The sequence below is a fragment of the Streptomyces sp. DSM 15324 genome, from assembly GCF_001514285.1.
In the GTDB taxonomy this organism is placed as follows: Bacteria; Actinomycetota; Actinomycetes; order Streptomycetales; family Streptomycetaceae; genus Streptomyces.
This window is the reverse complement of the sequence record NZ_KQ949029.1, coordinates 126,146-138,090: the sequence shown is the minus strand read 5'-3', so window position 1 is coordinate 138,090 and position 11,945 is coordinate 126,146. Positions and strand designations below refer to the sequence as shown.

10 protein-coding genes are annotated in these 11,945 nt (G+C 71.4%); 8 read left to right on the top strand and 2 right to left on the bottom strand.

What is annotated here, in order from left to right:
* The first annotated feature begins 51 nt into the window (after nucleotides 1–51).
* The 3 genes from AQJ58_RS22645 (at nucleotide 52) to AQJ58_RS22635 (ending at nucleotide 2,921) form a co-directional block, all read left to right on the top strand.
* Nucleotides 52–531 carry a type II toxin-antitoxin system RatA family toxin gene (locus tag AQJ58_RS22645; protein WP_067252836.1) on the top strand — a complete coding sequence of 160 codons (480 nt, stop codon included), beginning with the start codon at nucleotides 52–54 and terminating at the stop codon, nucleotides 529–531.
* Nucleotides 528–2,138, top strand: coding sequence for an MFS transporter (locus tag AQJ58_RS22640; RefSeq protein ID WP_067252834.1), 1,611 nt, complete (start codon nucleotides 528–530; stop codon nucleotides 2,136–2,138). The genes AQJ58_RS22645 and AQJ58_RS22640 overlap by 4 nt, the downstream gene beginning before the upstream one ends.
* Before the next feature lie 264 nt (nucleotides 2,139–2,402).
* Entirely contained in the window at nucleotides 2,403–2,921 is a 519-nt protein-coding gene (locus tag AQJ58_RS22635) for a flavin reductase family protein (RefSeq protein WP_234360235.1), read from the top strand.
* Between the two features lie 555 nt (nucleotides 2,922–3,476).
* Here AQJ58_RS22635 and AQJ58_RS22630 read toward each other — a convergent pair.
* Both AQJ58_RS22630 and AQJ58_RS22625 read right to left on the bottom strand, forming a co-directional pair.
* Nucleotides 3,477–4,373, bottom strand: coding sequence for an alpha/beta hydrolase (locus tag AQJ58_RS22630; RefSeq protein WP_067252833.1), 897 nt, complete (start codon nucleotides 4,371–4,373; stop codon nucleotides 3,477–3,479).
* A 40-nt stretch (nucleotides 4,374–4,413) separates the two neighbouring features.
* Nucleotides 4,414–5,637, bottom strand: coding sequence for an FAD-dependent oxidoreductase (locus AQJ58_RS22625; protein ID WP_067252831.1), 1,224 nt, complete (start codon nucleotides 5,635–5,637; stop codon nucleotides 4,414–4,416).
* A gap of 153 nt (nucleotides 5,638–5,790) precedes the next feature.
* Here AQJ58_RS22625 and AQJ58_RS22620 point away from each other — a divergent pair, with 153 nt between their 5' ends.
* The 5 genes from AQJ58_RS22620 to AQJ58_RS22600 all read left to right on the top strand — a co-directional run bounded on the left by AQJ58_RS22620 (nucleotide 5,791) and on the right by AQJ58_RS22600 (nucleotide 11,823).
* Nucleotides 5,791–6,717, top strand: a complete 927-nt coding sequence (locus tag AQJ58_RS22620) for a LysR family transcriptional regulator (protein ID WP_067252830.1) — start codon at nucleotides 5,791–5,793, stop codon at nucleotides 6,715–6,717.
* A 245-nt stretch (nucleotides 6,718–6,962) separates the two neighbouring features.
* Nucleotides 6,963–7,913, top strand: coding sequence for a helix-turn-helix domain-containing protein (locus AQJ58_RS22615; RefSeq protein ID WP_067252828.1), 951 nt, complete (start codon nucleotides 6,963–6,965; stop codon nucleotides 7,911–7,913).
* 159 nt (nucleotides 7,914–8,072) lie between these two features.
* Nucleotides 8,073–9,863: an FAD-dependent oxidoreductase gene (locus AQJ58_RS22610; protein WP_067252826.1), complete on the top strand. Its 1,791-nt coding sequence runs from the start codon at nucleotides 8,073–8,075 to the stop codon at nucleotides 9,861–9,863.
* A 2-nt stretch (nucleotides 9,864–9,865) separates the two neighbouring features.
* Nucleotides 9,866–10,921, top strand: a complete 1,056-nt coding sequence (locus tag AQJ58_RS22605; protein WP_067253392.1) for a maleylacetate reductase — start codon at nucleotides 9,866–9,868, stop codon at nucleotides 10,919–10,921.
* The gene (locus AQJ58_RS22600; RefSeq protein ID WP_067252825.1) at nucleotides 10,918–11,823 is read left to right on the top strand and encodes a dioxygenase family protein; all 906 of its coding nucleotides are present in this window, start codon (nucleotides 10,918–10,920) and stop codon (nucleotides 11,821–11,823) included. Before AQJ58_RS22605 ends, AQJ58_RS22600 begins: the two co-directional genes overlap by 4 nt.
* The last annotated feature ends 122 nt before the right edge of the window (nucleotides 11,824–11,945 follow it).

The following is an 11,945-nucleotide window of genomic DNA, read 5'->3' as shown; positions in this document are numbered from 1 at the left end:
CGGCCGCCGCCGGCCGGGCCCCTGCTGTACGAACTCCTGGAAGGAACCCCCATGCCCTGCTTCATACGTGTCGAAGGACTGCTCTCCGGTCGGAACGCGGACGAGGTGTTCGAGCGCGTCCGAGACTTCGAGCGGTACGCCGACCACACCGACGCCGTCCGTGAGGTCACGGTGACCGCCGACGACGCCGGCACCGTCGACTCCGCCTGGGCGGTGAACTTCCGTGGCGGTGTCCTGCACTGGACCGAACGGGACGTCGTCGACGCCGCCGCGCGGACCATCACCTTCGAGCAACTCACCGGGGACTTCGCCCGGTTCGACGGCAGCTGGGACGTCCAGCAGGCCGGCGACGACGTCGTGGTGCTGTTCTCCTGCGAGTTCGACATGGGCATCCCCAGCCTGGAGCCGATCATCAACCCGGTCGCCATGCGCGCCCTCATCGACAGCATCGGACTCATCCTGCGCGGTCTGCTCGGAGAGGACATCGAGCTCACCAGCAGCCACCGAGACACTGCGGTCGTCGGCTCGTGACGGCCCGGGCGCCGCAGGGGCGCGGCCCGCGCCCGTTGCGCCTGGCCTTCATCTGCGCCGGTGTCGTCATGGTCTACCTGGACAGCACCGTCGTGGGAGTGGCTCTCCCCGACATGCAGGAGAAGATGGACATCGGGGTGTCGGACCTCCAGTGGGTCTTCGACATCTACGTCCTCACCTTCGCCTGTTTCCTGCTGACGGCCGGCACGCTCGGGGACTCCCTGGGGCGCGGCCGGGTCTTCCTGGTCGGCCTGACCGGCTTCACCGGCGCGTCGGTGGCCTGCGCGCTCGCCACCGGCATCGAGGCGCTGCTGGTGGCGAGGGCCGTGCAGGGCGTCTTCGGCGCGGTCATGATCACCGTCTCGCTGGCCCTGATCCGTCAGCTCTACACCGAGGAACGGGCGCGAGCCTCGGCGGTGGCGACCTGGGCCGGGGTCGGCGGCGTCGCCCTGGCCGCCGGCCCGATCGTCGGCGGGCTGCTCGTCGACGCGTACTCCTGGCAGAGCATCTTCTGGATCAACCTGCCGATCGGCGTCATCGCACTGGGGGCACTGGCCGCTCTGCTGCCGCTCGGCCGGACCCGGCCCGAGCCCGGCACGGCGGGGGCCGGCCGGCGGGCCGACTGGATCGGTCAGCTGCTGTTCGTCACCGGCATCGGCGCGATGGCCTACGCCCTGATCGAGGCCGGCCGCCGGGGCTGGGGATCCCCCCTGATCGTCGGGCTGCTCGCCGGCTCGGTGCTGGTGCTCGGGGGATGCCTGCGCTGGGAGAGCCGCACCCCGCACCCCATGCTGCCGCTGGCCCTGCTGCGCCACCGGGTCGTCCTGATGACCTGCTCGGTGAACTTCTTCGGCTTCTTCGGCCTGTACGGGGTCATCTTCCTGCTCACCCTGTTCCTGCAACAGGTGAACGGGCTCACCCCCGTGCAGACCGGTCTGCGCCTCCTGGCGCTCACCGCCTCCATCACGGTGGCGTCCTTGCTGGCGCCGGCCGTGGCCGCCCGCCTGGGCACCCGGCTCGCCGTCGTGGCCGGTTCCCTGGTGGCGGTCGGCGGATTCGTCGGGCTGGTCGGCATGGAGGCCGACAGCGGTTTCGGAACGTACTGGTGGCCCCTGGTCCTGATCGGTACCGGCGTGTCCGTGGTCGGGGCACCTGCCACGGTGGCGCTGCTGTCGGCGGTCCCGCCGGAACAGGCGGGCGTGGCCTCGGGGATGTCCCAGACCTGCCGCCAGGTCGGGGCCGTCTTCGGTGTGGCCCTCTCGGGCACCGTGGTCCAGCAGCGACTGCACTCACGGCTGCCGGACGTGCTGGCCACGGTTCCGCTGCCGGCCGCCGCCCGGGAGAAACTGGCCGACGCCATCGAACACGGGCAGTCGGGCGGTGCCGAGGCCCTGCCCGCCGACATCAGGCAGAGCGTTCTGCGCTCGGTGGGTGACCTGATGGCGGACGGGCTGCACACAGCGGTCCTGGTGGCTGCGGCGGGTGCGGCCCTGGGCGCGGTCGCGGCAGCCGTACTGCTGCGGGGGCAGAGCAGCGGTACGACGGTGGCACCCGGCCCCGAGCCGGAAGCCACGGCGGGCGAACTCCGCCCGGAAGCAACGTCCTAGTGCCACGGGACGCGATCCGGTGAGCCGCTCCGGCGGCGCGGGAAGGTCACGGGCACGCCCCGCGGACGTACGACGGCACGGCACGTACGACGCCGCTCGCAGCACCACACGCCCCGAATCCTGTCGTCGTACATCCGGTGGGAGTGCGACGACAGGATCCTCCCGGCCCGGTGCCGGCCGCACGGACGGTTGCCGTCGACGGCCGGCCGATGCGATCACGAAGCCCGGCGGCCAGCGGCCGCTGCGATCCCCGAGGAGTGCACGGTGAGCACCAGGCCCGTCGAGTCGGCCCAGGCGGAGGACTTCCGCTCGTTGATGTCAGGATTCCCGACCGGTGTCGTCGTCGTCACCACGTTCGACCTCGAAGGCGGACCACGAGGCATGACCTGCTCCTCGCTGAGCAGCGTAGCCCTGGATCCCCCGACCCTGCTGGTCTGCATGAGAGAGGGGAGCCCCACGCTGCGCGCGGTCGAGCAGCGCGGATCCTTCGCCGTCAACCTGCTGCACGACGGAGGGAGGCCGGTGGCAGAACGGTTCGCCTCGGGCGTACCGGACCGCTTCGAGCGGGTGCCCTGGAGAACCGGCCCCGCAGCAGCCGGTCCTCACCTGCCCGACCACGCCCGCACGGTGGCGGACTGCAAGGTGACCGCCATCAAGCCGGTGGGCGACCACAGCGTGGTGTTCGGCGAGGTCCTGGAGGTGACCGCGTACCGGGACGCCGCCGCGCCACTGATGTACGGCTTGCGGCAGTACGCCGTGTGGCCGACAGCCGCGGTGGGCTGACCCCGGCCCGTCACCCTGGCGAAAGCCCTCACTGACGACGTGCCGTCGACCGGTGTGCCGCGCCGCGCAGGCGGCTGGAGTCGGCCGGTTGTCGGCGGTGTCTTCGGCGCACGGAACAGGCAGCCGATCGCGGCGGCCGGGACGACGACGCCGACCGCGATCAGCGAGGCGCTGAGGCCGCCCACGAGGCGGCCTTGACGCCGTCCGCCGGGGTCGGCGCCCCGGTCTCCGAGCCGTTCGGCGAGCTGGAGGCCGGCGACGGGGAAGTCGCGTGCGGCTCGGCGGCTTCTCGGTCGGGGAGCCGGTCGAGGGGAGACGGGCAGGTGGAGCGGTAACGGCTGCCGTGGACCGAGCCCGTGAGGGCGAGCCGACGGCGACGCCGACGGGGTCGCCGTCGGGGGCGCCGCGATCGAGATCGCCCACGGCGACGGCCTGGCCGGCTCCACGTCACCTACCGCGTCGGCGCGCCGATGACTAACGCGCCCGGGGCACCAGCCGACCCCTGCCGGTGACGAGGCCCACAGCCCGGCACCTCCGCGCATGAGGGGGCGGGCGTCACCGCTTCAGGGTCCGGCCGAGCCATCCCGCGCTGCGGGAGACGATCTCGGGAAGGTGCTTCGAGAGGATCTCGTAGTGCTGGCCCTCGTACTCGATGAGTTCCTTGGGTTCGGGAACCCTGGCGAACATCTCGCGGGCCTCCTCGGCCGGCGCCACGGTGTCCTTGGAGGCGAGGATCATGAGCAGGGGAGCGGTGATGCGCTCGGCGTAGGCGCGCACTTCCATCTCGAACAGGTGGTCCAGGGTGGAGACGGTGATCTCGTTGCTGAAGCTGGGCAGGCCCTGGATCATGTTCTCCACGAATTCAAGACCTTCCTCGTCGCTGAACATCACCGGCCTGCCGGGCTCGGGCCTGCCGTGCAGGCGGAGGGTGGCGGCGGTTTCACCGCGCAGTTGTGCCTGGCGGTCGTCCGGGATGAGGGCGTCCAGTTCGGCCATCGTGCCGGTGGGCTGGAGCTTACGGGCGCTCCAGCCGCTGACCGGCGGGATGAGGCTCACCACGGCGGCGACCCGACGGTCCATGGCGGCGGTGAACAGGGAGTTGGCGCCGCCGATGCTGATGCCCCACAGGCCGATGCGGCCGGCGTCGATGTCGTCGCGCAGCGTCAGGTGGGTGATGACATGGCGCAGGTCGCGGCACTGCTGCCAGGGGTCGAAGAGCTGGCGGGGCTCACCGTCGCTGTACCCGGTGCAGCGGTGGTCGTAGATCAGGCAGGCCAGTCCGGCGTCGGTGAAGCCCTGGGCCATGGGGAACACGGACTCGGCGGGACCGCCGAGTCCGCCCTGCAGGACCGCGACCGGGAGGGGGGTGCCGGCGCTGCCCCCGGGGCGGAAGAGCCTGCCCCTCAGGGTCGCTCCGGGCACGGCGAACTCGACGTCTTCCTCGATGGGCATGATGAATCTCCTCGGAGTGGGATGTGCGCGGAAGCCGCGGTCAGTCGCGGCTGGGGACGGCGAGTTCGTCCGGCAGGAAGTCGGCGTCGTAGGCGCGCGGGTCGGCGGAGGCACGCAGGATGGGAAACACCTCGGCGCGCATCTCGGCCTCGTACTCCGCGACGGCCTTGAGCAGAGGGACTTCGCCGCGTACCGCCGCCGTGAGCGCCCGGGTCAGGGCGGCGGCGTCCCGCAGCGCGTTGTTGGCGCCGGCGCCGAAGGTGGGCGGCATGGCGTGGATGGCGTCGCCGAGCAGCGTGACCGTGGATGTGGCCCAGGGGTCGGCCGGCTCCAAGTGCCGTACCGCCACCGGGAAGAGAGTCGAGGGGGTGATGCGTGCGACGGCCTCGGCCAGGGCCGGATCCCAGCCCCGGACAGCCCGGCGCATCACCCTGTGACGCTCTTCGGCGGACGCCTTCCACAGGTCCGGGACCTCGCGCCCGAACGGGCTCCCCGGCATGATCCCCAGGTTCACCATGAGGTACGGGTCGACCGGGTCGATGCGGGCACCCGGCGCCAGGTCGGCGGCCGCCTCGGCGACGGGGCGGCGGGGCTGGTAGACGCCGTAGACGATCAACGCTCCGTCCGGGCCGGAGGCGGCGGCGAAACCGTCGAAGAGGGCTTCCGGCAGGGCGGCGGCCAGGTCGGCGGTGAGCGGAGCGGTCGCGTACATGCCCAGAATGTGGGTCTCCACGACGGGTACCCCGGGCAGGAGTTGACGCCGGATCACCGAGTTGATGCCGTCGGCCGCCACGAGGACGTCACCGGTGGCCGAGGAGCCGTCGTCCAGGTGGACCCGCACCTGGCCGCCGTCGTGCTCGAAGCCGGTGACGGCACGACCGAAGCGGATCACGTCCTCCAGACCGACCGCCATGATCTGCCGCAGGGTGCGCCGGTTCACCGCGGTGTGCGGCCGCACCGGGTCGTTGGGCGGGCCGATGTGCGGGCGGGCACCCAACTCGTTTCCTTGGTGGTCGAGTTGAACGAAAACCTCCCGGCGTGGAGTGGTGCGGGAAGTCTGCATGTACAGCTCGTAGAGGGTGTCGGGCAGGCACTCCCGCAGTGCCCGGCCGCCCGCGCCGTTCATGTGCAGCCGGTAGCCGGCGAGCGCGATGTCCTCGGCGGCCTCGAACAGGGTGCAGTCGATGCCGGCCTTGCGCAGGCCCTGGGCCAGACAGAGCCCGCCGATGCCTCCTCCGGCGATCAGTACGTGAAACGACGGCATGGTCGGTCCTTTTTCGGGTGAACGGGGGGACCTGTACGTCCTTCAGGTCCTCAAGGAGCCCGTACCGCCACTCTCGTCCGCCCCGCAGGTATCGGGGAAGCCGAAGTTGCCTATGCTGCACATTGGGAACACCGATACCGTGCGGAGGGGCCGATGACCCTGGACCTGAACCTCCTGGTGTCACTGGACGCCCTGTTGCAGGAACGCAGCGTGACGCGAGCGGCCCAGCGGCTCGGCCTGAGCCAGCCCACCCTGAGCACGGCTCTGGCCCGGCTGCGACGCCACTTCGGCGACGAGCTTCTGACCAGAGTGGGCAACGCCTACGAGCTGACTCCCCTGGCCGAGCGCCTCTCCGAGAACACGACGGAGGCCCTCAACTGGACGGACCGGGTCTTTCGGACACGGGCAGACTTCGATCCCGCCACCGCCGAGCACGAATTCACCCTGGTGCTGTCCGACTGCCAACTCCCCACCTTCGGACGGACTTTGGCCGACCTCGTCAGCGAAGCGGCTCCTGGGGTGCGCCTGCGGTTCCGGCACAGCACCGAGGCCTTCGTCCAGCGCGCCCACGACAATCTGCGCACGGTCGACGCCCTCGTGCTCCCCCAGGGGCTCCTGGCGCAACTGCCGTCACTCGACCTGTTCCAGGACCGCTGGGTGTGCGTCGCCGCGGCCGACACCTCAGAGGGGGGCGTCACGAGCGTGACGGAACTCGCCGGGCGGCCCTGGGTGCTGCCGTTCTTCCATCCCACGGTGATCCTTCCCTCGCTACGCCGCCTGCGCGATCACGGCATCGAGCCGCGAGTCGAGATCACGACCGAAGGCTTCCTCGCCGTACCCCATCTCATCGCGGGCACCGACCGGCTGAGCCTGGTGCCCGAACGGATCACCCATCACTTCGACAACACCAGTGGCATGGTCGTCCTGGATCTCGCCATCGAACTGGGCGTACTGGTCGAGACCCTGTGGTGGCACCCCATGCACGAACGGGACCCCGCCCACACCTGGCTGCGTCGGACCGCGGCGCTGGCAGGCCGATTGCTCGCCACCGACACCGCGAGGGCGCAGCACCCCCGCTGAGCCTGCCGCCGCACCGGCGACCGCGTCCGCAGGCACACCACGTGCCGGGCGCCCTGGTGGCCCCCGGACGGCCCTGCTACCCCCGACCGCCCCCACGGCGACGTCGACAAAGGCCACCACCCTGGTGGCGGTGGCCGAGCGAGGTGCGCCGGGCGCCGCCCGCGGCGCCGCCTTGACGCCTGCTTTCGTCGCGCTCGTGGTCTGACGGGTTGGGATCCCTCGATCGCGGACCTACTCTCTGAACCATGCACACGGCACCCCCTGCAGCGCCCCGTCCGGCGAAGGTGTTCTCGACGGCACACCTTCCGCCGGCGGAGCGGCTGCGAGCCTGGGAGGAGCACAACGCCGACGCCCTGATCGCCCTGATGTGCCGTACACCGGGCGGCGGGGACTTCCGGGCGCGCGAGGACAACCTCGACCTCGGGAGGGTGCATGTGGCGCGTGTCCGCACCACGGCCCACATGGTCGAGCGTCCCGCCGACCTCATCGAACGGCGGCCCACGGGTTCCGTCGCGATCTACGTCTCCCTGCGCGGGGAGGCGCTGTTCCAGCAGGCCGGCCGGCGGCAGGTCATCCGCCCCGGTGACGTCCTGGTCTGCGACGCGGACGGCAGTTTCGTCCGGGGGTTCGGCCGTGGTCTGGACGAACTCGCGGTGCGCGTGGACCGCGGTGCGCTGCCGGACGGCGGGCACGTCGGAGAACCGCTCATCGTCCGGCGTGACGAGAGCAGCCCGTACGGCCGCGCGCTCGCCCGCCTCGTCGGACGCGCCATCGGTGTCGAGGGCGCGACCCGGCCCGACGAGCAGGCTCTCGTCGACCTCGCCTCCGTGCTCGTGAGCGACGGGGCCACCCGCCCGCCCGTCGTCCACCGCGCGCTCGCCTGCGCCCTTGTCGAGGACCGTCTGCACGATCCGCGCCTGTCGGCCCCCGAGGTCGCCGGCGCGGTCGGCATCAGCGTCCGTCAGCTCACCCGCGTCTTCGCCGACGCCGGCACGACGTTCCCGCGTTACGTGCTCGGCCGCCGCCTCGAAGCCGCCTACGGCCTGCTGACCGGACCGGACGCCGCCGAGGTGCGCACGGCGACAGTGGCGACCAGGTGCGGATTCAGCTCGGTGGCCCACTTCTCGCAGACCTTCCACGCCCGGTTCGGCATCACCGCGGGCGAGTTGCGCCGCACAGCCGCGAGGCGGGACTGAACCGAACGGACACGCGACTGCGGGCGTCACAGCGACGAAGCACCCTCGCGACACCGCGGCATACGGATTTCGGCCGTCCTCCGCCGCGTCCCGCCCCACGCGGTCGCGGCCGGGGGCACGCTGCCTTCAGAGCACCGCGAGAAGAAGGCGAGACACCCCATGCCCGAGTTCAGCGACGGTCAGCGAGAGACCGGACTCCCGACATCGTCGTACGTCGAGACCGATGTCCTGATCGTCGGCTCCGGCCCGGCCGGCGCCTCGGCGGCGCTGTTCCTGTCGACCCTGGGGATCGACAACATCGTGATCACCAAGTACCGCTGGACCGCGAACACGCCCCGGGCGCACATCACCAACCAGCGGGCGATGGAGATCTTCCGCGACATGGGCATCGAGGACCAGGTGCTGGCCGACGCCACCGGCCACGACCTCGTCGGTGACACCGTCTTCTGCACCTCCATCGCGGGCGAGGAGATCGGCCGTATCCACACCTGGGGCACCCGGCCCGACCGGGAGGCGGACTACCGGCTGGCCTCGCCCTGCCTCACCGTCGACATCCCGCAGACCTATCTCGAACCGATCCTCGTCAGGAACGCCACCGTCCGCGGCACCCAGACCCGGTTCTCCACGGAGTACCTCTCGCACGCACAGGACGACACGGGCGTCACGGTCCGGGTCCGTGACCGGCTCACCGGCCAGGAGTACGACATCCGGGCGAAGTACCTCATCGGCGCCGACGGCGCCCGCTCCCGGGTCGCCGAGGACATCGGCCTGCCCTACGAGGGCGCCATGGACATCGCCGGGTCGATGAACATCACCTTCAAGGCCGACATCGCCTCCTACGTCGGCCACCGGCCCTCGGTCCTGTACTGGGTGATCCAGCCGGGCGCCAACGTCGGCGGCATCGGCGCCGGCCTGGTCCGGATGGTCCGCCCCTGGAACGAGTGGCTCATCGTCTGGGGCTACGACATCGACTCCGAGCCCCCCGTGGTCGACGAGGCCGAGGCGGTCCGCATCGTGCGGCAGCTGCTGGGGATCCCGGACCTGGAGGTCGAGATCACCGGTACCAGTCTCTGGGGCAACAACGAGATGTACGCCACCCACCTGCACAAGGGCCGCGTCTTCTGCGCCGGGGACGCCATCCACCGTCATCCGCCGAGCAACGGCCTGGGCTCCAACACCAGCGTCCAGGACTCCTACAACCTGGCCTGGAAGCTCGCGGCCGTGCTGCGCGGGCAGGCCGACCCGTCGCTGCTGGAGACGTACTCGGTGGAGCGGGCACCCGTGGCGAAGCGGATCGTCAGCCGCGCCAACCGGTCCAGCCGCGAGTTCGTCGACATCTTCCAGGCCCTCGGCGTCCTCGACGCCGAGGACGAGGACGAGATGCGGGACCTGATCGAGGAGCGGAAGGCCAACACCCCCGAGGGCGCGGCCAAGCGGGCCGCGCTGGTGGCGGCGATGGAGACCAAGAACTACGAGTTCAACGCGCACGGGGTCGAACTCGGTCAGTTCTACGAGTCCGCCGCCGTCATCTCCGACGGCACCCGCCCCGCCCCCAGCAGGGACGAGGACCTCTACTACGTCATGTCCACCAGCCCCGGTGCGCACCTCCCGCACGCCTGGGTGGGCGACAACGTCACCAAGCTCGCCCTGATGGACCTGGCGCCGTACACCCGCTGGACCCTGCTCACGGGTATCGCCGGCGAGGACTGGGCCGGCGCGGCCAAGAAGGTCGCGCAGGACCTCGGCATCCCGCTCGCCACCGTGGTGATCGGCCCCGGCCGCGAGGTGACGGACCTCTACTACGACTGGGCCAAGCTGCGGGAGGTGGAGGAGTCCGGCGCGATCCTGGTGCGCCCCGACAAGCACGTCGCCTGGCGCTCGACGAGCCTCGCCGACGACCCCGAGGCGGCCCTGCGCGACGCCCTTGCCCAGCTCCTCGGAAGGGTGTGACCGTGCGGTTCATCCACGAGACCCTGCCGCAGCGGGTCGTCTTCGCCCCCGGCGCGGCGCCGGCCGCGGTGGCCGCCGAGGTGGCCGCGCTGAAGGCCACGAAGGTGATGCTCATCGCCGCACCGGCGGAGGCCGCCCTCGCCGACCGCATCGGCGCCGACCTGCCGGTGGGCGTGCGTCATGACGAGGTCGTCATGCACGTCCCGGTCGACGTGGCCGACCGCGCCAGGAAGGCCGCGACGGAGGGCGCCGTGGACGCGCTGGTGTGCGTCGGCGGCGGCTCGACGACCGGCCTGGCCAAGGCGGTGGCGCTGACGACCGGACTGCCGATCGTGGCCGTGCCCACCACGTACGCCGGTTCGGAGGCGACGAACGTCTGGGGCCTGACCGAGGGCGAGGTGAAGAGAACCGGCGTCGACGCCCGGGTTCTGCCGCGTTCGATCGTCTACGACGCCTCGCTGCTGCTGAGCCTCCCGGTGGAGATGTCGGTGGCCAGCGGTCTCAACGCCCTGGCCCACTGCGTCGACTCCCTGTGGGGGCCGCGCGCCGACCCGATCGACCGGGCCCTGGCGACCGAGGGCATCCACGCTCTGGCCCGGGGCCTGCCCGCTGTGGCCGCCGACCCGACCGGGCCGGCGGGCCGTGAACAGACGCTGTACGGCGCCTACTTGGCCGCTGTCGCCTTCGCCTCGGCCGGCTCGGGCATGCACCACAAGATCTGCCATGTGCTGGGCGGCATGTTCAACCTCCCGCACGCCCAGACCCACGCCGTGGTGCTGCCGCACGTGCTCGCCTTCAACGCCCCGGCCGTACCGGAGTCCGAGCGGCGCATCGCCCGGGCCTTCGGCAGCGCGACCGCGCTGGCGGGACTCACCGCACTGCGCGAGACGCTCCACGCCCCGCGCGCGCTGCGCGACTACGGCATGCCCGAGGACGGCATCGCCCGGGCGGTCGCGCCCGTCCTCGCCGCCGTCCCCGTCGACAACCCCACTGCTGTCACCGAGGAGAACCTCACCGCGCTACTGCGCGCGGCCTGGGAAGGAAGTGACCCCGTATGACCCTCTTGTCCACTCCTGATGTCTCCCTGGAGCAGACGGCCCGCGAGGAGGAGCTGGTCGCGCGTGTGCAGCGCTCCTTCGACTCCTGCCAGGACCCCCGTCTGAAGGAGTTGATGCAGGCGATCGTCAAGCACCTCCACGCCTTCCTGCGCGACGTCCGTCTCACCGAGGAGGAGTGGAGCAAGGGCATCGAGTTCCTCACCGCCGTCGGCCGTCTGACCGACGACAGGCGCCAGGAGTTCATCCTGCTCTCCGACACGCTCGGCGCATCGATGCAGACGATCGCCATCAACAACGAGGCCTACGGCGACGCCACCGAGGCCACCGTCGTCGGCCCCTTCTTCGTCGAGGGGTCCCCGAGGATCGAGCCGGGCGGGGACATGTCGTTCGGGGCCGCCGGCGAGCCCTGCTGGGTCGAGGGGTCCGTCTCCGACATCGACGGGAACCCGGTCGCCGGGGCGAAGATCGAGGTGTGGGAGGCGGACGAGGACGGGTTCTACGACGTCCAGTACGACGACGAGCGCGTGGCCGCCCGCGGTCATGTGTTCACGGAGGCCGACGGAAGCTACCGCTTCTGGGGCGTCACGCCGACGCCGTACCCGATCCCGCACGACGGCCCCGTGGGCAGGATGCTGGCGGCGACCGGCCGCTCGCCGATGCGGGCCTCGCACCTGCACTTCATGGTCGAGGCACCCGAGTGCCGAACCCTGGTCACGCACATCTTCGTCCAGGGCGACGAACTACTCGACTCCGACACGGTCTTCGGAGTCAAGGAGTCCCTGGTCAAGGACTTCCACCGGCATCCGGCCGGCACGCCGACCCCCGACGGGCGGCTCGTCGACGGCACATGGACACAGGTCCGCTTCGACATCGTCCTCGCCCCGGCCGACGGCCGAGGCTGATTCCGGGTCCGCGGCAAGCCGGCCCGATCGCAGGGCGAGGTCGGTCGGGCCGACACCCGCGGCCTTCACCTTCACCCTGATCTGCCCCTCGCCCGGCTGGGAAAGCGCGTACCGTCTCGTCC

Coding starts and splice junctions, on each gene's coding strand:
- AQJ58_RS22645 (WP_067252836.1), top strand. CDS start 52: ATGCCCTGCTTCATACGTGTCGAAGGACTGCTCTCCGGTCGGAACGCG.
- AQJ58_RS22630 (WP_067252833.1), bottom strand. CDS start 4,373: ATGCCCATCGAGGAAGACGTCGAGTTCGCCGTGCCCGGAGCGACCCTG.
- AQJ58_RS22625 (WP_067252831.1), bottom strand. CDS start 5,637: ATGCCGTCGTTTCACGTACTGATCGCCGGAGGAGGCATCGGCGGGCTC.
- AQJ58_RS22620 (WP_067252830.1), top strand. CDS start 5,791: ATGACCCTGGACCTGAACCTCCTGGTGTCACTGGACGCCCTGTTGCAG.
- AQJ58_RS22615 (WP_067252828.1), top strand. CDS start 6,963: ATGCACACGGCACCCCCTGCAGCGCCCCGTCCGGCGAAGGTGTTCTCG.
- AQJ58_RS22610 (WP_067252826.1), top strand. CDS start 8,073: ATGCCCGAGTTCAGCGACGGTCAGCGAGAGACCGGACTCCCGACATCG.
- AQJ58_RS22600 (WP_067252825.1), top strand. CDS start 10,918: ATGACCCTCTTGTCCACTCCTGATGTCTCCCTGGAGCAGACGGCCCGC.